Genomic DNA, 20,575 nt, shown 5'->3' on the forward strand with positions numbered 1-20,575 from the left:
ATGCTGAAAATCGTTAGAGAAGAGCTTGGATTTGGAAAGGTCGCTCATAATGAGCGGCCTATGTCCACACATATCCCGTACCTGCGGCACGTGTCCGATACGGTGATAGGGCTGGAAAACGGCTCCTTGCTGAGCGTCATCAAGTTAGAAGGCCTGTTTTTCCAGACGGAAGACCAGGCCGAACTCAACATGCGGTCCGTCGTGCAAAACACGATGATCCGCGCGCTTGGCTCAAGCCGCTTTTCGCTCTGGTCAACCGTCATCCGCCGTGAGGTGGAGACCGAGATTGGCGGTGCGTTCGACGAACCGTTCTGCGAGCTGCTGAACAGACGCTATATGGACCAATTGCGTGAGAAGCGCATGTTCACGAACGAAATCTATCTGACCATCGTGCGGTCAGGGATGCGTGGCGCTCTCGGTATTGGTGATTCGGTCAAGAAGCTGCTCGATCGCGCCAACCGAGAAGTGCGGAACCAGCAAACACGCGAGGATGTCACAGAGCTTGAGGAGCTGATCTCCAACATCACGCGCGAACTCCAGAAATACGGTGCTCGCGCGCTCGGGATCGCCTATCGCGATAAGGAGCCGTATTCGGAACCGTGTGCGTTTTTCAATACGATCCTGACCTGTGGCGTGCCGCGCAAGATGCGATTGCCGCGCATGGGCATACGAAGCTTTGTCGGGACATCGCGGCTGCACTTCAGCAAGCGGACCATGCAGGCTCAGGCGGCGGTCGACGAAGACAGCCGTTTCGGAGCTTTGCTGTCTGTGAAGGAATATCCGCCGTTCACCGGGCCAGGCATGCTCGACGGGTTGTTGCAGGTCAACCATGAATTCATTCTGACGCAATCCTTCACAATCGCGGACAAGCCGATCGCACAGGAGCGCATCACCCGCCTCCAACGGCAAATCCAAGCGTCGGATGAGGCCGGAAGCTCGGTCGAGCATGATATCGATTTCGCGCTCAACAGTCTGATGAACCAGGAAGCGGTATTCGGCTTTCACCATCTGACCCTGTTGTGCCTGTCCCGCGATCTGCAGGGCGTGAGCAAGTCGGTGTCGGAGCTTGGGGCTTGCCTCACTGACATGAACATCAATTGGCTGCGCGAGGACGTGAATCTTGAAGCCGGCTTTTGGGCACAGCTGCCGGGAAATCGCAGCTACATCGCCCGCAAGGCGATGCTGTCGAGCGCCAATTTCTCCGGCCTATCGTCGATGCACAATTTCGCGACGGGGCAGATTGACGGCAACCATTGGGGCCTCCCGATCACCATTCTCGAAACCACGTCGCAAACGCCGTACTGGTTCAATTTCCATCAGCGCGACATCGGCCACTTCTTGGTGACCGGTCCGACCGGTTCGGGCAAGACGGTGGCATTAACCTTCCTGCTCACACAAGCAATGCGCGTCAATCCGACTCCGAAAGCGGTGTTCTTCGACAAGGACCGCGGCGCCGAGATCTTCGTGCGCGCCATCGGCGGTTCCTATGAAGTCCTGTCGCCGGAGACGCCGACCGGCTTCAACCCGCTCCAGCTCGAAAACACCGGTCCCAACCGCGAATTCCTGATGCGGCTCCTAAAAGCCATGCTGCGGTCCAGCGACCGCCGCGACTTCACCCAGGAGGACGAAGACACGCTTGAGAAGGCGCTTACGCGCCTGATGCAAGAGCCGGCGGCTGAACGAAACCTGCCGAATCTGTCCGGCCTGCTTGTCGGTCGTTCGCGTGCTGACGCAAACGATCTGCATTCGCGCCTTCGGCCTTGGATCGACGGCGAAAAGGCCTGGCTCTTCAACGCACAGCACGACGTGCTGTCATTCTCGGGGCACAGTGTTTTCGGGTTCGATATGACCAGCATTCTCGGCAATGAAGAGCTGAGGACGCCGGCGCTGATGTACCTCTATCATCGCCTCGACGAACTGCTGAACGGTGATCCGGTCATGTTCTTCATGGACGAGGGCTGGCAGCTGCTGCAGGACGAGACATTCAGTAATTTCATCGTCGACAAGATGAAGACCATCCGCAAGCTCAACGGCATTGTGGGCTTCGGAACACAATCTGCGGCCGACATCGCGAAGGCCAAGGCTTCGCACACCCTGATCGAACAGTCGGCAACGAACATCCACTTCCCGAACCCTCGCGCCGATGAAGAGAGCTACATCAAGCGATTCGGCTTGACGGTGAAGGAATTCAACTTCATCAAAAACACCCCACCGGAGAAGCGCACGTTTCTCGTGAAGCACGGCAATGACTCGGTCATTGCCCGGCTCGATCTGTCGTCCATGCCGGACGTGGTGAAGGTCCTTTCGGGCCGCAAGAAGACAATCGAGGAATGCGCCGCTCTACGGGAAAAGTACGGCGATGAGCCGGAAAACTGGCTGGCTGAATTCTGCGGATGGGAGAAGGGTCAATGAAGAGAAGTCCTGCTCTGTGGTTGATGATGACAGCGCTTGCCGCTCCCGTTCCTGCATGGGCAGGGGGCGTCCCTGTCATTGATGGCGCAAACCTGACGGAAAAGACGATCCGGAAGGATAAAGCGAACGACATCGAAAAGGTCGATAAAGACCGTAATTCGATCAACAAAAGCGTCACCTGCTCGATGTTCCGGCCGGGACGCAAGGATGATCCGGTGTCCGCTGCCAATGCCAATCCGGAGATTGCCGGATTGGTGAAGCGTGTGGCGCGCGAAGAGGGCGTTGACGAAAATCTCTTCATGTCTCTCGTCTACCAGGAAAGCCGTTTCAACCCCTGTGCCAAATCAGGAGCCGGCGCCATAGGCTTGTCGCAGTTGATGCCGGGAACTGCCGGCGATCTCGGCGTCAACCCCTACAATATCGAACAGAACCTGCGCGGTGGCGCACGGTATCTGAAACAGCAGCTCAAGCGGTTTGGCGGCAACACGAACCTTGCCCTGGCCGCCTATAACGCCGGTCATGGCAATGTTCAAAAGTACGGCGGCATCCCTCCGTTCAAGGAGACACAGGGTTACGTCAAAACGATCACCCAACAGTGGTTGCCGGCATTCGGGGGGTCGAACGGAGCCAACATTCCGCTGAACTATGGCGGCGGCGACAGCGCCTACACAGGCATGCGGGATTCGACGATCAACGCCATGGCGACCAGTCAGGCCACGCAGGAGAGCACCGGCAATGTGGCGTCCTGGCTGCAACAGCTGGGCGGTCTCAACGCCGGCACCATTCAGGACAGTTGGGACCACAATTCGGGCGCCCGCAACGCCAATCTGGAGATGATGAACCAGGTCATCCTACTCGGAACGACCATGGCGGACCTGTTCAACTCGCGGAACACCTCGCAGACAAGCGAGGTGTCGGGATCGTCGCAGTCCGCCGACGTCAAGAAAAAGGACGACGAAAAGCCGCGCGAAACGACGGGCATTTGCGACCCGCCCACCGGTCTCGAATGGAGCCCGATCGAAGAGGCCTGCGTGCAGAAGCGTGAACGCGAGGCCAACGTAAAACTTCAGCTGCAGCCCCAATAGGAGAACTACGATGAAGCGCTACATTCTCACTGCGTGCTCGATGCTCCTTGCATCGGCGGCATCGGCCCAGGTGCCGGTTATCGACAACGCGAACTTCAAGATCGCCAAAGAGACGTCGGTCACTACCGACAAGATCCTGAACACCAACAAGGACATTCTGACGACAGTCACGGATACTTTGAAGGCGGTCACTGGCGATCGCGGCGGCGAAGCCGGCCAGATGCAAAACCTTGCCGTTGGCAATGGTTTCAGCGTCGCTTCAATGCCGTCTTTCGATAGCCTGATGTCGGGCGGCGTGCCGAATTTTGGCGGGATTGGCGGCGACATTTCTCAAGTCGCCTCCACCTTCATCAACGGTCTCCAGCTGGTCAAAAGCCTGTCCGGCAAGGCAAACAGCGGTTTTTCCAGCGACAAATCCTATGAGGAGCTGGTTTCAACCGTTCTTGGCGTCGCTGCCTTGGTCAATGGATCGCAAAAGGCAGTGACAACGCGCCGGAGCGCGTTTGAACAGGCCGGACAAAGCATCGGCAAGGCACAGGACATCAAGGGCTCGATTGACCAAAACACGCAGCTTCAGGTGCAAGCCGGCCTGACGATCAACGAACTCGTCGGCGTGATGAATGGCGCCGTCTCCTCGCTGCAGGCCGACAATCAACGCCGTCTGACCGATATCTCCAATTCAAAGAAGGCGCTCACCTACAGTGGCAACTAAGACCATCAAAACTGCCAAATTGCTGTCGGTCATCGTGATCGCAGCCGGCATCGTCGGCTGCGGCACGGTCAAGGAAAAGACGGCTCCCTGTAAGCGACCTGCCAACCTAACGTCCTATGCCGCTGATCCTCGCCAGGATTGCGGCCCGATGTCGTCTATCAACGGCGACCCGTCGGCGGCCTTCGCGGCGATTGACGCGATGCTGGCGGAATAAAGGACGGTGGGCAAAAATGCAGGACTTCTTGGGCGATCTGCTAGACAGGATTGAGCAGTCAGGGGCGAATTTTTCTGAACGTGCATACGGCATTGTCAGCGGCGAGATCATGCCGCTGCTCAACATCATGTTTCTCGCCTATGTCGCCTATTACGGCCTCCAACTCTTCATGGGAACGTCGCGGGTCAGCGTGGCCGATGTCATCGGCCGCATCGTTCGCATGATGGTGATCCTGATCCTCATCAGCCAGTGGAGCCATTTCAACACGTTCTTCTATTCCTGGCTGAACGACACGCCCGAAGACGTAGGCCGCGCGATCCTGACCGCCACAGGCACCGGCATTACCGAGCCAACAAACGGCCTTTCCATGATCTGGCGGACCGCCAATGAAGCGGCATCCGCATTTGCGGAACAGTCGGGCTATTTCTCGGTCTTGCCGTCGATGGTCGGCTTCCTGATCATGCTTTGCGTCGCCGTCTTCATCGCCGTCGCACTGGCGATCCTGCTTCTCGCAAAGGTTATGATGTGGGTGCTGATCGGCACGGCACCGATCTTCATCGCCTGCATGTTGTTCGAGCAGACGCGAAATCTCGGAGTTTCGTGGTTCCAACAGGTGCTTCTCTACGCGCTGATCCCGCTTTTCGTCTATGTCGTGGCCGCTTTCCTGATCGCTGCGATGGACCCTGAGCTGACCAAAGTCTCCAACGCGGCCAGTCAACGCCGGCTTCAGCTCAGCGATGTCTCGGCGTTCCTGCTGCTGTGCTGCGCCGGCGCGTTCGTCCTCATCAATATTCAGGTTCTCGCGCAGGGCATTGTCGGTGGCGTCGCCGCCGGCATTGGCAATGTGGCGCGGGCTGTTGGACGCTACAGCGGCGTGACCGCGCCGATGAAAGCGGTCGATGTCGCACGCGGGGCTGCCGGCTTCGTCGGCACTGCCGGTATTCAGGCTCGCGATCGCACACATGCCGGCATGCTCAGCAACATCCGCGACGCCAATGCCAGAGCGGCGATGCAGAACCGAATAAGCAACAACAGCATGCCGCGCTGAGGTGCTTGTGAGAGTAACTAAGGGCTAGATCGAAAATGTCAGATTCAAAAGAGACTGCACTACGGACCTATTTCCAAGACGGCGATCGTTGGGAATATGAGATCGTAAAAAAGGCCAAGCGATCGCGCGGACTTGCCTGGTTCGTGACGATCATTTTCGCGGCGATCACGCTGCTAGCGCTCGCAGCACTGGTGCTGCTGGTCCCGTTGAAGAGCTTCGAACCGTATGTCGTCGTGGTCGACAAAAATACCGGCTATCTGGAGGTCAAAAGCGGTCTGACTAGGCCTGCCAACCTCACCGAACAAAAGGCGGTCACCCAGGCCAATGTCGTGCGCTATATCCGCGCTCGCGAAGGCTATGACCCCTACGAGATCGAACAGAACTTCGGCATTGCCGCCTTGTTGTCGACCGGCGACGCCGCGCGGGAGTTGCAGGAGCTTTATAGCGCCGCCAATTCGAATAACCCCGCAAAAGTCTACGGAAAAAACAAGCGGGTTTCGGTGGACATCAAATCGGTGGCGGTCACTGAGCCGAGCGATCCTAGCCAACCGCCGTCGACGGCTCTTGTCCGTTTCTCAACGACGGAAAAATCCGACACGGATTCCATCACGCGGCACTACATTTCGGTCGTGCGTTTTCGCTACACCGACACTCCCACAGAAAATCAGTGGCTTTTTGAGAATCCCCTCGGCTTCCAGGTCTTCAGCTACCGTCGTGACCAGGAGACGGTGACCCCAGGAGGTGAGGGATGATGAAACACCTCCTGTTTTCAGCGGCGTTCTTCGCCGCAATCATGACTCACGCCCATGCGGCACAGTCACCACGCCCGGGCAATCTCGACGGCCGGGTTACAAGCGTTGTCTATCAGCCCAACAACGTCGTGACGGTTAATGCCACCTACGGCATTTCGACGATGATCATTTTCGATGAAGATGAACGTTTCGAGACGATCTCGCTTGGCGACACAGAGAGCTGGCAGGTTGCGCCTTCAGAGAAGGGCAACATCCTGTTTGTGAAGCCGATCGCCAAGAACGTCACCACGAACATGAATGTCGTGACGACGAAGAGGATCTATTTCATCGAGCTTCACGATAATCCGCCTGCCGCTGGCAAGAAGGTCTTCGGCGTCAGGTTTGTCTACCCGGAAAAGGACCTCAATGCGGCGCTGCGCAAAGAAGCTGAGTACCGCGCTGCTAATCCGAATATCTCGAACATCGACAAGGCAAACGTCAACATCGACTATTCGTTTTCGGGTGACGCTAAGCTGAAGCCCTCGATGGTTTTCGATGATGGCAAGAAGACCTTTTTCAAATTCACCGGGCGTGTGCCGGCGATCTTCGCCGTGCAGTCGGATTTTTCCGAGACACTGCGCAACTTCCGCAAGGAAGGGGAATACCTCGTCGTTGATGGTGTTGCGACCCAATACACGCTGCGCGATGGCAATCAATGGACGTGCATCTTCAACCTTCGGAAGCCTGATTTCGGCGCTCCGGACCCTGATATCCTCGGTCCGGCTCCTGATCGCGTCGCCAAAAAGCGCTGGAGGAGCGGTAACAAATGAACCGGACACCTGAGCTTGAAGCCATGATGTCGGCCGACGAAACGGCCGTCAGCAACAAAAACGCAAAGCGCAACCAGCTCCTCGGCGGAGCAGCCTTGTTGATTGGCGGCGCCGTGGCAGCCTACTTCGTCCTTGCCACGCCGACGGAAACAGCTCGCGGCACAACCGAAGGCGACGAGGAATTCCGAACCACGACGTTCCGGCCACCGTCGTTCGTCCGCGAGGAAGAAAAGCCCGAGCCGCAACCCGAACCTGACGTGATCAACATCCCGCCGCCTCCGGAGCCGGTACAGGAAAGGGTCGACACGACCACATTTAACGTGCCGCCTCCGCCTGAAGTCATCCCGGCACCGCCCACGGAACCGGCAGCTGCGCCGCCGCCTGAAGAATTTCCGGAGCGCTATAGGTCCAAGCTGATATCGTTGGATAGGGCTCGCGAGGAGCACAGCGCCGGCGGCCTCGGTGGCGCCGACGGCAACAGTCTGAGTGTCGCGGGCGAGGACCGCAACAGCAAATTCCTCGCGGCGGCGTCAAGCCTGGCTGATCGGTCGGCAAAGGCTAAGCAGATCAAACGTATCGACGCGCTGGTACCTGAAGGCACCCTAATTCCGGGCATTTTGGAAACCGCGATCGTCAGCGATCTTCCGGGCCAAATCCGCGCGATCACATCTCAGGATGTCTATTCGTTTGACGGACGGCGCGTCCTGATTCCGACTGGAACCCGGCTTATCGGCGAATATCAGTCCGATGTTGTCAGGGGTCAGAAACGCATTTTCGTCATCTGGACCCGACTTCTCCGCGATGACGGTGTGTCCGTTCGCCTCAACTCCATCGGCACCGACAGCCTTGGCCGCTCCGGATTGACCGGTCGTGTCGACAACAAATGGCGGGAGCGGTTCGGTTCCGCAATCGTTCTGTCGATTGTCGGGGCAGGTGCTAGTTACCTCACCGGCTATGGAAGCGATGAAGCTTTCGGCCAAGATAATGATGAAGCCAAACGTGGCGAGGAGCTGGCGCGCGACACGATCGCGCAAACCTTCAGCGACATGGCTAACCAGGCTTTGAGCGAAAACCTGCGCATCCCGCCGACAATCAGTGTCAGCCAAGGCGAACGCATCTTCGTCTATGTGCGCCAGGATCTCGATTTCAGCGCCATGTATGACGATCCCGTCACAGAAGCGATGAAGGAAATACAACGTGAACGTCGCGGTCAGTAACAAGGGCCGATCGCCCACCAATCCCTATTATTTTCTCGATCGGGCACTCGAACCGATCCGCGGCTTTCTCAACGATCCGCGTGTGGTCGAAATTTCCTTGAACAAGCCCGGCCATGTCTATGTGGAACGGCTGGGATCCGATCATATGGAATTTCACGAAATTAAGCAGCTCACGGCGTCGGAAATCGAAAATATCGGGGAACGCGTCGCCGGGGCAACAAATCAATTTATCAGCCGCGCCAAGCCTATTCTAAGCGCGGCCTTACCGACGGGCGAGCGTATTCAGATCGTGCTGCCTCCCGCCGCGCCGGACGGCGGCTCGATCTCGATCCGAAAGCAGGTCGTGAACAATTTCACGCTCGAGGAGTACCGCGATAGCGGCTCACTGGACAAAGTCTCGGTCGCAGTCGGCGGACTAAGCGACATCGACCGGGAGCTGATCGCGCACCTTCGCGCGAGCCGTATCTACGATTTCATCCATACGGCGATCACCAAGCGCGTGTCGATTTTAATCAGCGGCGGCACCTCGTCGGGCAAGACCACATTCCTCAACGCATGCCTGAAAAGCGTCGATCCGCATGAGCGGATACTGACGCTGGAGGACACGCGCGAGCTATTTCCGCCTCAGCCGAACAAGGTGCATCTGATTGCCTCGAAGGGCGACCAGGGCACCGCAGACGTGACGATCCAGAACCTGTTGGAAGCGTCGCTTCGGATGCGACCGGACCGACTCTTCGTCGGTGAAATTCGTGGCGCCGAGGCCTTTTCCTTCCTGCGCGCCATCAACACCGGCCATCCGGGCAGCATGTCGACAGTGCATGCGGATACACCGATGGGCGCCTATGAACAACTCGCCATGATGATGCAGCAGGCCGGAATGTCGTCGGGCTACTCCAAGCAGGATCTAATGTCATACATCCAAATGGTCATCCCGATCGTTATCCAGTTGCGCCGCGACGGCGGAAAACGGGGCGTTTCGGAAATCTTCTTTGCCCGAGACGAGACATGAACAAGGGCTATCAGGCCTTCTATCTTCTCTTCTGCGCCGGAATAGTTTTCGCCGTCTGGACCCTCACTTACGGACTTGGCTTGCAGCTCGTCTATAAGGACGGCCGAATTCTCGAAACGACGATCACCACCAATCCTTTCGTGCCTGTTCAACAATTCTGGCTCTACAAGGGCAGCCATACCCTGCAGAAGGTCGCGCTCGTCGCGCTCCTGCCAAGCTTGTTCGCCGGCGGCCTGGCGGCCTATCTTGGCTTGAAATCGCCAAGCAACCCGCTCGGCGACGCCGCTTTTCAGGACATTGCCGCCTTGCGACGCGGCAGATGGTTTCGCAAGCAGGGACACATCTTCGGCCGCCTCGGTCGCAAGATCCTCCGCACAAAGGATGATCGTCACCATCTCATCATCGGTCCAACTCGATCCGGTAAGGGTGCTGGCTACGTCATTCCCAACGCCCTCCTGCACGAAGGGTCGATGATCGTCACCGATCTGAAGAGCGAAGTCTTCAAGGCCACTGCCGGATATCGCCGCCGCAAGGGAAGCCAGGTCTTTCTATTTGCGCCGGGATCGGAAGCCACCAACCGCTACAATCCGCTCGACTTCGTGCGCCAGGAGCGCGGAACGCGGACGACGGATATCCAAAACATGGCGAGCATCCTTGTCCCGGAGAACACCGAATCCGAGAATTCGGTATGGCAGGCCACGGCACAGCAAGTGATGGCGGGCGCCATCAGCTACGTTCTGGAGAGCCCGCACTACAATGGCCGGCGCAACCTCGGCGAAGTCAATTCCTTCATCAATAGCGGCGTCGACCTCCAGGCGCTGATGAAGTTCATCAAGGCGAGAGAGCCATACCTTTCCAAGTTCACCATGGAAAGCTTCAATGCCTATCTCGCGCTGTCAGAACGGGCCGCCGCCTCTGCTTTGCTGGATATTCAGAAGGCCATGCGGCCCTTCAAAAACGAGCGCATCGTAGCCGCCACGAATGTAACCGATATGGATTTACGGGCGCTCAAGCGCCGGCCGATCTCGATCTACCTCGCGCCCAACATCACTGACATCACGCTGTTGCGTCCTCTCCTGACGCTGTTCGTGCAGCAGACCATGGACATCCTCACCCTGGAGCACGACCCCAATTCCCTGCCCGTCTATTTCCTGCTCGACGAGTTCCGACAGTTAAAGAAGATGGACGAGATTATGACAAAGCTACCCTATGTGGCCGGCTACAACATCAAGCTCGCCTTCATCATTCAGGACCTCAAGAACCTCGACGAAATCTATGGAGAGACCTCCAGGCACTCACTGCTCGGCAATTGTGGTTATCAGCTCGTGCTTGGCGCCAACGACCAGGCAACTGCCGAATACGCCTCTCGTGCGCTCGGCAAGCGCACAATTCGCTATCAGTCGGAATCGCGCACCATTGAGCTTTTTGGCCTGCCTCGCCGCACGAAGGTCGAACAGATTCGCGAACGCGATCTGATGATGCCGCAAGAAATCCGGCAGATGCCCGAACGTAAGATGGTTCTGCTCATCGAAGGCCAGAGGCCGATCTTTGGTGACAAACTTCGATTTTTCGAGACACAGCCCTTCAAGGCTGCTGAGGCTTTCTCACAAGCGCACGTGCCGGAAGTCCCGTCCATCGAATACCTGCCCGTCAAACCGGTACCGGCGTTGACAGAAGAGTATGCAGGCGATAGCAATCCGACTGACGAAACAGTCCAAGTCGTGACGCCGGCGAAGGCGCAAGCAACCGCCTCGGCCGCCGACGACAAACAGCCGGAATCGGATTTCGGACGGCCGGCTAGTTCTTCCGCTCGTGTGGTCAACCGCAAGGCGATCGACGCACGAAAAAAACCAACCAAGAGCAATTCCGGCGCCGGCGCCGAAACGTCGAAACGCGACGTTGCGGCAATCGAGGAGCGCATTAAGACGGTCGAAGAGAGCTTAAAACCTAGCGCCGAACGACTGAAGGCGACGGTTGCGCAGAAAGTCGAGAAGCTCGGTGACCGCTCCCCGACAACACGAAAGAATTATCTGGATATATTCTCAGCGACGGTTCCTGATCCCGTCGACGTTGGCCTGGCCGCTGAAGCTTAAGAGCTTCCTGGCGGCCAGCTTCCTCTAGAACGGCCAAAAGCTGGCGATGAACGCGGCGGTCTCGCCGCCCCACTGCACAATCAACTGATGCCAGCCGACAACCGTCTCATAAGCGATCTGGATCACGCCAAACACAAACACGAGGCAGATGACCACGCCAAGGCCCTTGCCGAAGCCTTCGTCGCCCTTCGGATCGTTGGTCTGGATTACATAGTCCTGCCTGTTGTTCAGCATCGTGCTCGCTTAACGTTCCCGCTCGTCGCGGTCGCGTTCCTTCCGTTCAATTTCGTCGCGCTCCAGCTCTTCAAGCCGCGGTATATGCTGCTGTGCTGGGTCGGTGCGCGTCGTCTCGCCGCCGCGCTGTGTGGCTTCCTTTCCCTTGCTTACCCGATCCTGTCTCCGATTTGTAGCGTCGACTGTTGATGCGAGTTCGTGCGCCTCGCGCGCATCCGGATCGATTGGCTGGCGCTCCGGCTCCTCGGGACGAGGCTCGCGCTGCTGTTCGACGACGGCATCGGCATTCGTCGGGGCCTTGTCCTTTTGCTCTGCTGACTGCTCCCCTACCCTTTCGGCGCCAGCAATCAGCGCCTCCCGATTTTTAGCTGCGCCGACAAGATCGGGATTGTCGGGGTTCTGCATGGCCTCGGCATACCGCTGGCGAACACCGTCCTCGATCTCCAGACTCCGTTCGCAAATGTATGCGGTGCTGTAGCCTTCTGCTTTGAGCCGATCAATCTCGGCCTGAACGGCCCGTTCTAATTCCTCTTTCGGCATTTGCGGCTGTTCCATTGCGGCTTGCCGTTTTTCAGCAGAACTGGATTCGATCAGATCGGAGCTGTGATCCTGAACCGAGAGGACGTCGTTGCCAGCATCAACCGCGACATCGCCGTCCTGGGCGACGGCTGCCTGCCATTCGGCCTCCGCCTGGTCTTCTTGCTTCTGCTCGGCCCGCACTTCGTTGCGCTGCTCATATAGTTCCACCAGCTCGCGGCGCTGATTGACGTGTTCGCGCGCCAATGTCGCCACTTCATCGAAGTCGGCCCGCTCATCGGGGCCTACGCTTCGCTCCAGATTGAACAGGGCTGTTTCAACTTTCTTTTCATACGCCTCGAATTCTACCCGTGATGCCTCGCGCAATTCTTCACCCTCCAAAACCAGTTTCTGCAATATTACCAGATTGGCGCGGAAATTTGACCCGAAATCGGCATGCACGACATTCGAAGTCGTTTCCGCGCCGTCAACCGACAGCCCGGAACTCAAGCGGTCACGCTGCTGAACAGCGTAGGCGATGAGGCGTTGATCACCGCTCGCGAGTGCAACCTTCTCCCAGTTTTGCTTTGCCTTTTTGGTATACTGTTGGCTCCTTTCGCTCTTTGCGTATGTTCTCCGCCCGCTCCGCTTTGCGTCGTATCGAGCCTGCGCCGCCTCGCTTGTCCCTACATGCTCCGTCCGACCTTCCCTGCTGATCGGCCGCACCTGTTTGCTCGTAAACGCCGGCGGGCTGGCGAACTCGCGTCGATCCGTCATTTCCATCGCGATGCCATGCTCGCGGGCCTTCTCAGCCACAGCAGCCCGCCATTGCCGGAATACGGCCGGCGTCGTTTCTATCCGGTCGCCGGATTCCGATCGCATCGTGATGACCGCATGGGCGTGCACATGCGGCCGCTTACCGCCCTGCCGTTCCTCTTTCGGGTCATGGGCCGGATCGTGCATCGCAAACACATAGCGATGCCCGCCGAACTGATCGGCTAGAAAATCGCGAACAGCGCCATAGAAGGCCTCGACATCCGTGCCAGCCCGGGCCGACATGATCAGATGCATGACGTCCCGACTTTTCCTGCTGTGCAGCTCTCCGCGCCATTCCTTCTGCACCAGGTCGCCGGCGTTCTCGTCGTTGGCAATCAACTGGCCGCGATCATCGCGAACGTCGCCGCCGTACCGTTCCACCAGGCTCCGCAATTTGCTCGCGCCATACTCGACACCATTGCCGTAGCCCTGAAATACGAATCGCGCCGCAGCTTCGCGTGCCGCGTCGCTGTTGTCGTACCGGGACTGGATGATGCTCGCGGCCTTGTCGTCGCCAGTCAGGCGCTCCCCCTGCCCGCTTCTAAGCACGACAAATCCTTCCACCGTCAATGAGCCGTTGACCTGCCTGTTGACCGCGTATGCGAAACGCCGATCGGTAAAACCGCTGCTCAGCGTATTGCGCACCAGCTCGTGCATCTGAATGTCCGACGCATAGACAGTCGCCGTGATTTCCACGGTGAAGCCGGCTATATCGCGGCTCTCGGTGCGGTTCTGGAACAGATGGTCCCAATCGCCGCGTAGGCTCGCAAGATCTCCACGACCGCGGATGCGCTCGCCATTCTCGTTCTCGACCGCGAGCTCGCCGCCCCGCGACACATAATTCAGCATCGCTCCGACTCGCGCCCCTCCCCCGTAGGACGCCATTTTGACGACAGCCGGTTGACTGCCTTGCGCAACCGCTTGAAGCCGAACCTCCATCGGCCGCGCGGCCCCCGCAGCTTGTGCGACAGCGGCATAGTGCGTCTTTGCGGCAGCCCGCCTCGCCCCCGGATTGGCAGCACCTCCGCCGGCGCCGGCAGCGCCAAGCTCGAAGGCCTTCATGCGCTTCCGCAGTTCTTCCTCGGCCAACGACCGACGCTGACCGCCAAGCGAAAGCTCGTGCAGCAAAGCGGCCCGCCGCTGCTCCCATTCGCTCGTAAAGGTGCCGAAGAAGATTTCCAACGCTTACCCCTCCCCACGCCGCCTGTGGCCGGCGCGCTTCGCAAGCGAGCGCAGCTCGGTCATCACGGCCGCCTGGATGCGCTGCACGTTCTGAAGATTGATGTCGAGCTCGCTCGGATGAACGCTCTTGCCGCTGTTTATCGATCGTGCGACCTGATTCAGGTTGACGCCGATCGCGCGCATGTCTTCGAGAAGGAGCGCCATCACGAGGCGGTCTTCCTCGGTCAGCATCGGCCTGTCACCCGCCCCCTCTAGGATCAGCGACCGGAAGAATCCGGACACCGACATGTCGGCCGCCTTCGCGGCTTTCTCAATCGCCGCATACTCGCCCGCGCTGACGCGGGCGTGCACCATCCGCTCCTTCCGGTTCGCCTCGAGCCGGACGTCAAATTTCCCGTCGTTCATTTCCCTTTGGCGCTCCCCTCACTGGCGCTTGCGGCAGGCATCGAGGGCTGGTCCCTCGATCGTCGGGAAAAATGTCGCACATTTTTCCGTATCCTGCCACTCTCAATAGACGTGAAATTCGCACTCAACAAAAACCAACTCTTCGAGCGTCCAACATTTCGCTCGTCCACATCGAAACGATTGGCAGGGCCTTCGCCCTGCCAATCCCCTTCAAACGCTAAAACGCTCTCCAGGGTTCACCTCCAGGACCGCTTTGTCGGCCTTTCTGTGCCCCTCGTACTCGTCCGCAAGGGACGCTCCGCTCTTCGCCCTGGCGGACTGCGTGCGAGGGGCACAGTGGGCCTTCGCGCGGCTCCGGGGTTCACCACAATTAGGAGCGGGGAAGGTCGGTGCCGCCAAGGAGAAATTGGGCGACCGTGGAGACTTTCAGGATGGCTCAAACGGCAGCGCGCGGTTGATTCCGTTTCACACGACTTGTTCACACGATGTGTTCACATGCCATGACGTTACGATGTGAAAGCAAGATGTGATTGAAGTACCACACACTAGGATAGTGAGGAGTGATCGCATGGTGTAAAAACGCCGTGCAAAATCAAGCATTCGCTTCGTTTGGAAATGCTGCGTGGTGGCGGCCTGCCGCATTGAAGCCCTTGGAGACGGCAAAAAAAGGGATCGAACATGACTCAAAGAATTTGCGCGATCAGCGGAAAAGGCGGTGCCGGGAAGACGATGGTTATCATCCTCGTTGCCGGCGAGTACGCTATTCATGGAAGGAAGGTTCTTCTGATCGACGCCGATCCGCGCCAGAACCTCGCCGAATGGTGGAAGCGATGTGAGGCCAAGGACAATCTTCCGGCCAACGTCGAGCTGCATAGCGCGGCAACGCAGCGAAGCATTGAAACCGTGCTTGCCGAACAAGACGGCATCTATGACGTAATCCTGATGGACTCACCGGGCGTCGATAGCGTCATTCGCGACACGATCATCCGCAACTCCGACCTGGTGCTGACGCCAATTCAGCCGAACCAGGATGAAATCAAGGCGGCCGGCGAAGCCGCGACCATCACCGCGGATATTGGCGACAGGAACGGACGCACGATTCCCCACCTCAACGTGGTGACGCGCATCGCCCTTCCCGGCCGCGTTCTTGAGGCCTACAGGCTGATCCGTCCGTTCATCGCCAACCTTCGCGCCAATGGCTACGAATCGACGTTGATGGAAACCGAGCTCACCGAAAGAAATTGCTACCGCGAAATCCGCAACGGCCTCGGCACCTTGCAGATGCTCGAGCTGACCGACCCGGTGATGAAGGGTCGCGCGGAGGTCGCGGCGTTTGTGGCCGAGCTTGATCGCCATCTCGCAGAAAACCGGGAAAAGGTGGGAAATGTCTAAACCAGGCAAACTGTCCGTCTCTGACTTTCCGATCGCTCCGCGACGGCCGAAGGCAGCCATATCCAAAGCCGCAATGAAACCAGCCTCTGTGTCGGAAGAGGCAGAGGCTGGTACGGCTGCAAGGGAACCAGCAGCGGCGCCGGTTTCAGAAGCGGATGCGACAAGAGAACGGCCGCAGCGCAGTCTGCCGAACCCAAGCGGTGAAGAGCGCAAGAGCAAGGCGATCGAACGTGCTCTGGCTCAGGAGGAGGGACGCTATCGCTTGCGCGACCTCAAACGCGCGCACGCGCGAGAAGCCAAGCACTACGTCAATTGCCCGCTGGACTACGACACGAAGATGCGACTGCAAAAGGCCGCCTTCGACAACGACATCAAGATGACGGTGATCATAAAGGCGGCCATCGACCAGTTTCTCCGAGACAACGGCTATTGATCCGTCAGGCGGTTGAAGATTCCTGCTCGGGATGACAATCGGTATCCTCATTGGCATCTACGCCGCACCGTGGGTCGGTCGCCAAGGCATCGACTTGGGTGGAGGCTCAAAACGCCACTTCCCCTTGAACGGGCTTTCGAATCCGCTGCCGATGCGGCTATTCGGCCATCTGACGAAATCGCCAAAGGCGAGCTGTTTCGCTTATCCAATTGAGATACATCAATGCACGGGGCGGGATCGACGGTTACCCTGCGGCGATGTATTAGTATCGGCAAAAAGAATCAATCGCTGGCGAACTCCCGGCGCGTCTGGGGTGTCTCGATGGGAAAAACTTGTCGAAGCTGTGTTCGAGGGAAAGCGGCGTAGGTTGCAGCCAAGGCGCGCTGATTTTCTCCCGGTGGGCAGTGCCTATCCCAGTCCAAGTCGAGGGCATTATAATGCAGGATCCTCCGCAAAGAAGCATGGCACGCGAGCGCAGCATGGAAGTGATGGTGGCTTTTTGCGAGTAGCCGAAAGCGCTGTCCTCACTCTCCGCTTCTGGAAAGTCGCTGCGCAAGAGAGTGCTGAGGCGTGCTTGGGTCAATCCCGTTTTCAAAATGTTTGTTGAGGCGTCGCCCTATCCGCGACTGGAAAAAAGCAAGAAGGGAGAGGACGTGCCGAAAGATATGGACGCCTATAAAATCAAAATGGAATTGGTTGAGACGATCGATCCCGAGATCGACAAGCCTGTTTTCCGACGCCCGGGGTTCGAAGGCATCAAAACCTTCGGCGAACTCGATGAAAGAATTGCCGCCTTCATCCGTAAGGCGCGCGAGGACAAGGATCTGACCCGCGCAGAGCTTGCTCCCTTGCTTGGCCTTTCGATGCAGGTTTACGGCCGCTATGAACGCGCATTCTCAAAAATGCACGTCACGCGCATGATCCACTTGTGCGAAATCCTCGGATTCATGCCAATGGCGATGCTGTTCAGTGCTGCCCCGCATCTATGGGGCCGCACTGAGGAGGAAGCGCACGACACCATGGAGCTAGCGCAACAGATCGTGTCTCTGCCCCACGGAACCAAGCGCGATCTGCTGGCCCTGGTCAAGAAAATGGTGGCCTTGGAGCGGGCCGCGGAAGGAGCGGCGGCGGAAACACAAAGGGGAGAAGAAGGACGTCTTTAGGCGCCTCGCGCTGCGGTGGCGAAAGTCGGGCCTCGCCACAACTGGCCACAACCTCTTCGCCAAGATGACTTCCGTCAGGGCAAGCTTGATCGGCTATTGTTTCAATAGCCAATTAAGCTTGCAGGACAGATTTAACCGGCATGTACCAAGTTTCTGGCTTGTTTCCTGGCGCGCGTCGGCATCAGAGCGCGGGCACGGTGCAACCTGGTCTTTGACATCTCGGCTTGACGCCGAGCAGGTGGGCCGTTCCTCGACGATCAGCCCCTCAATGACGCGGGCGAAGAAGACGGGGCAGTAGACGTTACGACGGGCTGTCGGTCGCCCGCTCGAACCAGCCCGAGAATCTGCCAGTGCGCTGCTCCGGATCGCCGCTTGGATTGAGTGGAAACCGGATGATCTGCGACTCCGGGTTGTCGAACATTGCTCCGCGGCTTTGCGCTCGCGCAACTAACCGCGCCCTCACTGATGACTATGTGCCACCAGGCCGACAGGAAGGCGTCGCCGATGAAAGGCGCTAAGATGGGCTAAGGCCCTAACATAGGCCTCCTGCAAGATGTCCTCGGCCTCGGCGTCACTGCACAATAGGCCACGCGCAATGCGGTAGAGCGGTAAGCGACTGGTTATGAGTTTTGATAATGGGGTGGAAGGCATCCGCCTCGCGCGTCAAATGGCGCGCACCAGCGCCATGGTGGCGGCCATGCCATCATCGGTCCTAGCAAGGCGACCGTGGGCATCGCGGACTTTCTCATCGCGACCCGGTCTCTACTTGAACGTAAGCGCGAATTTCCCCGCACCTTTTGCTGTTGAGTGCTCTGATGCAAGGTGTCCACCGAAATAGGTGGACACCTTGTGATGGAAGAAGATGAGCAGAAACTGCGGGTGAGGCTTGTCGGTCGGGACGGGCGACGCCGATACGACCCGGCATCGAAGGACCGTCTTGTCTCGGCCTGCCTTGAGCCTGGCGTGTCGGTATCGAGGCTCGCGCTCGAACATGGGGTCAATGCGAACCTTCTTCGGAAGTGGATAAAGAAGCGCGCGGAGACCCAGTCCCTCCCGCCGTCCTCGCCACCGGCGTTCATCCCGGTTCAGATTGAAAGCACTTCCGATCGGGTCTTGCTGCGACAGAGCAGCATGGCTGCGGTGGATTTGCCGGGGACTTGCGATGGGGTGCGTGGGTCGGCATCGAAAAGGACAGCGCATTTTTCCTCTCCGGGCAAGGTGAGCGCGTCGCTGCCGAACGGCGTGAAGTTGACGCTGGAATGCGGTGATGTGGATGCGTTGGCAGCGGTAATCGGAGCGCTGGGTCATGTTCACACTGGGCGCTGACCTGAAAGTCTACCTGCACCGCGAGCCGATCGACTTCCGGGCCGGCATCAACAGCCTTGCGGTTCTGGTCCAGGAGACGATGGCGCTCGATCCGTTTGCTCCGGCGGTTTTTGCGTTCTGCAATCGCCGTCGCGACCGGATGAAGCTCCTGTTCTTCGATCGGTCGGGCTTTGTGCTGGTCCTGAAGCGGCTGACCGAGGACAGGTTCAGGTGGCCGCGCCGGGAGGCAGCGGTGGTCACGCTTACGACCGAGCAATTGCACTGGATCCTCGACGGCATCGATATCGATGCGATGGTCCGCCATCCGGTGCGGCAATATCAGGTTGCCGGTTGAGGGCTCTCGAATTGAGCGGTTGACGCGGCGGCATGCTTTCGATTCAAGAATCTGATGAATCGGCCCGGCGAACCGACTGTTGAAGCGTTGATGGCGCGTATTGCTGCGCTGCAGGCGCAGAACCGTCAACTCACCGAACGCGTCGTCAAACTCGAGGAAGAGCTGGCGCTTGCACGACTGCATCGTTTTGCGCCGCGCAGTGAAAAGCACATTGACCGCCTCTTCAATGAAGCCGAACAGGCCGCGGATGAGGACGCCGCCGACAACGAAGATGGCGGCGTCGTTGTCCTGCCGGACACGGGCTTGCCGGCCAGCGAAGGGGCGACGGGAAAGAAGCGCGGCCGCAAGGCCTTGCCGGAAAACCTGCCGCGCGAGCGCGTCGAGTATGACCTTCCCGACGATCAGAAGGCTTGTCCTTGCTGCCGTCACCAGATGCATCGCATGGGCGAGGCCGTTACCGAGCAACTTCATATCGAGGTGAAGGCGAAGGTCCTGCAGAATGTGCGGTTCAAATATGCTTCACATGGGGATTACATGGTCAAGTGTGATTTTTCCTCCTTCGCAGTTTCGGTCCAAGGTCTGAGCCCGATCACGTGACGCGGCCCGGTCGCCGGGGCCTCATCCACCTCACATGCGGTCGCCGCTCCTGGCGGCAGCACCAATATCCCGCTTGCGGCGGGCGCAGGCTCAGGAAGACGAAACCATTCTGCCGATCGGCTGTTGAGGCCATGCATATTTTCGGTTCGCCCACCTGGATCCGAAAGGCTGATCAGGCCTTTGCGGAATGTAGGAAAAGGGTGATGGAAGCGGTCATGCGGTTTTCATGTGCGCTCCCTCGATGATGACGCCGGCGGTCGCGTACTTCCACAGCGCCACCAGCAGCTTGCGGGCGAGCGCGACGATCATTGCCTTCTTGAGGCGGCCGCCGTTGCGCGCCACCCGTTCGCTGAACCAGCGGGCCAAGCCCGAGGCCGGCTGATGGCGCAGCCACAGCCAGGCAAGCTCGACCATCGTCGTTCGCAGCCGCGGATTGCCTGCCTTCGACACGCCTTGTTCGTGATCGATCGTGCCGCTCTTCCATGGGGAAGGTGCCAGTCCCGCGTAGGCGGCCACCTGCCTGCGGTTGTTGAAATGCCGGAACAGCCCTTCGGCATGGAGGATAGTCGCGAATTCCGGCCCGATGCCCTTCAGCTTGAGCAACATCGCCGCCGGCGTCGAGGCGCCCACCGCCGTCGCGGCGAGCAGCGCGTCGCGCTCGGCCTCCACGGCCTTGATCTGGCCGAGCAGCAATTCGAGACGGTCAAGTTCGCGGCCGATCTGGGCCTCATGCGGGCCGGAAGGGCGCGGCCATCGCCGGTCCGCAGTTCTTCCAGGCGATCGCGCCGGTCGCGGCGCAAAGGCTCGTAGTCGCGGATGCCCTGGC

At 58.8% G+C, this 20,575-nt stretch carries 19 protein-coding genes and 2 pseudogenes; 16 read left to right on the forward strand and 5 right to left on the reverse strand.

What is annotated here, in order from left to right; translation table 11 throughout:
- The 10 genes from NKI97_RS19370 to NKI97_RS19415 are packed head-to-tail and all read left to right on the forward strand — an operon-like array spanning position 1 to position 11,351.
- On the forward strand, positions 1–2,412 hold the full coding sequence (locus NKI97_RS19370; protein ID WP_352836002.1) for a VirB4 family type IV secretion/conjugal transfer ATPase: 2,412 nt from the start codon (positions 1–3) through the stop codon (positions 2,410–2,412).
- Positions 2,409–3,497 (forward strand): lytic transglycosylase domain-containing protein, encoded by a 1,089-nt coding sequence (locus NKI97_RS19375; protein WP_352836004.1) that lies wholly within the window; start codon positions 2,409–2,411, stop codon positions 3,495–3,497. The genes NKI97_RS19370 and NKI97_RS19375 overlap by 4 nt, the downstream gene beginning before the upstream one ends.
- A gap of 10 nt (positions 3,498–3,507) precedes the next feature.
- On the forward strand, positions 3,508–4,209 hold the full coding sequence (locus tag NKI97_RS19380) for a type IV secretion system protein (protein WP_287159875.1): 702 nt from the start codon (positions 3,508–3,510) through the stop codon (positions 4,207–4,209).
- The gene (locus tag NKI97_RS19385; RefSeq protein ID WP_352836006.1) at positions 4,199–4,423 is read left to right on the forward strand and encodes a hypothetical protein; all 225 of its coding nucleotides are present in this window, start codon (positions 4,199–4,201) and stop codon (positions 4,421–4,423) included. Before NKI97_RS19380 ends, NKI97_RS19385 begins: the two co-directional genes overlap by 11 nt.
- Positions 4,424–4,439: 16 nt before the next feature.
- Positions 4,440–5,471 (forward strand): TrbL/VirB6 family protein, encoded by a 1,032-nt coding sequence (locus tag NKI97_RS19390; RefSeq protein ID WP_352836009.1) that lies wholly within the window; start codon positions 4,440–4,442, stop codon positions 5,469–5,471.
- Between the two features lie 35 nt (positions 5,472–5,506).
- The gene (locus tag NKI97_RS19395; protein ID WP_352836012.1) at positions 5,507–6,223 is read left to right on the forward strand and encodes a VirB8 family type IV secretion system protein; all 717 of its coding nucleotides are present in this window, start codon (positions 5,507–5,509) and stop codon (positions 6,221–6,223) included.
- Positions 6,220–7,032 carry a TrbG/VirB9 family P-type conjugative transfer protein gene (locus NKI97_RS19400; protein ID WP_352836015.1) on the forward strand — a complete coding sequence of 271 codons (813 nt, stop codon included), beginning with the start codon at positions 6,220–6,222 and terminating at the stop codon, positions 7,030–7,032. Before NKI97_RS19395 ends, NKI97_RS19400 begins: the two co-directional genes overlap by 4 nt.
- Complete coding sequence (gene virB10, locus NKI97_RS19405; RefSeq protein ID WP_352836018.1) at positions 7,029–8,249, forward strand: type IV secretion system protein VirB10; 1,221 nt, start codon at positions 7,029–7,031, stop codon at positions 8,247–8,249. Before NKI97_RS19400 ends, virB10 begins: the two co-directional genes overlap by 4 nt.
- Positions 8,230–9,258, forward strand: a complete 1,029-nt coding sequence (virB11, locus tag NKI97_RS19410; RefSeq protein ID WP_352836021.1) for a P-type DNA transfer ATPase VirB11 — start codon at positions 8,230–8,232, stop codon at positions 9,256–9,258. Before virB10 ends, virB11 begins: the two co-directional genes overlap by 20 nt.
- Positions 9,255–11,351 (forward strand): type IV secretory system conjugative DNA transfer family protein, encoded by a 2,097-nt coding sequence (locus tag NKI97_RS19415; RefSeq protein WP_352836023.1) that lies wholly within the window; start codon positions 9,255–9,257, stop codon positions 11,349–11,351. Before virB11 ends, NKI97_RS19415 begins: the two co-directional genes overlap by 4 nt.
- Positions 11,352–11,375: 24 nt before the next feature.
- On the opposite strand, the gene NKI97_RS19420 is transcribed toward NKI97_RS19415, so the two are convergent.
- The 3 genes from NKI97_RS19420 to NKI97_RS19430 are packed head-to-tail and all read right to left on the reverse strand — an operon-like array spanning position 11,376 to position 14,504.
- Positions 11,376–11,585: a hypothetical protein gene (locus NKI97_RS19420; protein ID WP_352836026.1), complete on the reverse strand. Its 210-nt coding sequence runs from the start codon at positions 11,583–11,585 to the stop codon at positions 11,376–11,378.
- A 9-nt stretch (positions 11,586–11,594) separates the two neighbouring features.
- A complete protein-coding gene (locus NKI97_RS19425; protein WP_352836028.1) occupies positions 11,595–14,099 on the reverse strand; it encodes a relaxase/mobilization nuclease domain-containing protein in 2,505 nt (834 codons plus the stop codon).
- Between the two features lie 3 nt (positions 14,100–14,102).
- Entirely contained in the window at positions 14,103–14,504 is a 402-nt protein-coding gene (locus tag NKI97_RS19430) for a MobC family plasmid mobilization relaxosome protein (RefSeq protein WP_352836030.1), read from the reverse strand.
- A gap of 678 nt (positions 14,505–15,182) precedes the next feature.
- On the opposite strand from NKI97_RS19430, the gene NKI97_RS19435 reads away from it, so the two are divergent.
- The 3 genes from NKI97_RS19435 to NKI97_RS19445 all read left to right on the forward strand — a co-directional run bounded on the left by NKI97_RS19435 (position 15,183) and on the right by NKI97_RS19445 (position 17,492).
- A complete protein-coding gene (locus tag NKI97_RS19435) occupies positions 15,183–15,896 on the forward strand; it encodes a ParA family protein (RefSeq protein ID WP_352836032.1) in 714 nt (237 codons plus the stop codon).
- Between the two features lie 88 nt (positions 15,897–15,984).
- Positions 15,985–16,329, forward strand: a complete 345-nt coding sequence (locus NKI97_RS19440) for a hypothetical protein (RefSeq protein WP_287159888.1) — start codon at positions 15,985–15,987, stop codon at positions 16,327–16,329.
- Between the two features lie 665 nt (positions 16,330–16,994).
- A complete protein-coding gene (locus tag NKI97_RS19445) occupies positions 16,995–17,492 on the forward strand; it encodes a helix-turn-helix domain-containing protein (protein WP_189523723.1) in 498 nt (165 codons plus the stop codon).
- Positions 17,493–17,951: 459 nt separating this feature from the next.
- On the opposite strand, the gene NKI97_RS19450 is transcribed toward NKI97_RS19445, so the two are convergent.
- Positions 17,952–18,143, reverse strand: coding sequence for a sigma factor (locus tag NKI97_RS19450; protein WP_245518736.1), 192 nt, complete (start codon positions 18,141–18,143; stop codon positions 17,952–17,954).
- Positions 18,144–18,344: 201 nt separating this feature from the next.
- Here NKI97_RS19450 and tnpA point away from each other — a divergent pair, with 201 nt between their 5' ends.
- The 3 genes and pseudogenes from tnpA to NKI97_RS19465 all read left to right on the forward strand — a co-directional run.
- On the forward strand, positions 18,345–18,818 hold the full coding sequence (gene tnpA, locus NKI97_RS19455) for an IS66-like element accessory protein TnpA (protein WP_352836036.1): 474 nt from the start codon (positions 18,345–18,347) through the stop codon (positions 18,816–18,818).
- Positions 18,799–19,152 (forward strand): IS66 family insertion sequence element accessory protein TnpB, encoded by a 354-nt coding sequence (tnpB, locus tag NKI97_RS19460; protein ID WP_006200090.1) that lies wholly within the window; start codon positions 18,799–18,801, stop codon positions 19,150–19,152. The genes tnpA and tnpB overlap by 20 nt, the downstream gene beginning before the upstream one ends.
- A 54-nt stretch (positions 19,153–19,206) precedes the next feature.
- Positions 19,207–19,671, forward strand: a pseudogene (locus NKI97_RS19465) (transposase domain-containing protein); the annotation flags it as partial.
- A 291-nt stretch (positions 19,672–19,962) separates the two neighbouring features.
- On the opposite strand, the pseudogene NKI97_RS19470 reads toward NKI97_RS19465, so the two are convergent.
- A pseudogene (locus tag NKI97_RS19470) lies at positions 19,963–20,575 on the reverse strand (transposase); the annotation flags it as partial.

The organism is Mesorhizobium sp. M0296 (assembly GCF_040321675.1).
Lineage (GTDB): Bacteria > Pseudomonadota > Alphaproteobacteria > Rhizobiales > Rhizobiaceae > Mesorhizobium.

Coding starts and splice junctions, on each gene's coding strand:
- NKI97_RS19370 (WP_352836002.1), top strand. CDS start 1: ATGCTGAAAATCGTTAGAGAAGAGCTTGGATTTGGAAAGGTCGCTCAT.
- NKI97_RS19375 (WP_352836004.1), top strand. CDS start 2,409: ATGAAGAGAAGTCCTGCTCTGTGGTTGATGATGACAGCGCTTGCCGCT.
- NKI97_RS19380 (WP_287159875.1), top strand. CDS start 3,508: ATGAAGCGCTACATTCTCACTGCGTGCTCGATGCTCCTTGCATCGGCG.
- NKI97_RS19390 (WP_352836009.1), top strand. CDS start 4,440: ATGCAGGACTTCTTGGGCGATCTGCTAGACAGGATTGAGCAGTCAGGG.
- NKI97_RS19395 (WP_352836012.1), top strand. CDS start 5,507: ATGTCAGATTCAAAAGAGACTGCACTACGGACCTATTTCCAAGACGGC.
- NKI97_RS19400 (WP_352836015.1), top strand. CDS start 6,220: ATGATGAAACACCTCCTGTTTTCAGCGGCGTTCTTCGCCGCAATCATG.
- virB10 (WP_352836018.1), top strand. CDS start 7,029: ATGAACCGGACACCTGAGCTTGAAGCCATGATGTCGGCCGACGAAACG.
- NKI97_RS19415 (WP_352836023.1), top strand. CDS start 9,255: ATGAACAAGGGCTATCAGGCCTTCTATCTTCTCTTCTGCGCCGGAATA.
- NKI97_RS19420 (WP_352836026.1), bottom strand. CDS start 11,585: ATGCTGAACAACAGGCAGGACTATGTAATCCAGACCAACGATCCGAAG.
- NKI97_RS19430 (WP_352836030.1), bottom strand. CDS start 14,504: ATGAACGACGGGAAATTTGACGTCCGGCTCGAGGCGAACCGGAAGGAG.
- NKI97_RS19435 (WP_352836032.1), top strand. CDS start 15,183: ATGACTCAAAGAATTTGCGCGATCAGCGGAAAAGGCGGTGCCGGGAAG.
- NKI97_RS19445 (WP_189523723.1), top strand. CDS start 16,995: ATGGACGCCTATAAAATCAAAATGGAATTGGTTGAGACGATCGATCCC.
- NKI97_RS19450 (WP_245518736.1), bottom strand. CDS start 18,143: ATGCCTTCCACCCCATTATCAAAACTCATAACCAGTCGCTTACCGCTC.
- tnpA (WP_352836036.1), top strand. CDS start 18,345: ATGGAAGAAGATGAGCAGAAACTGCGGGTGAGGCTTGTCGGTCGGGAC.
- tnpB (WP_006200090.1), top strand. CDS start 18,799: ATGTTCACACTGGGCGCTGACCTGAAAGTCTACCTGCACCGCGAGCCG.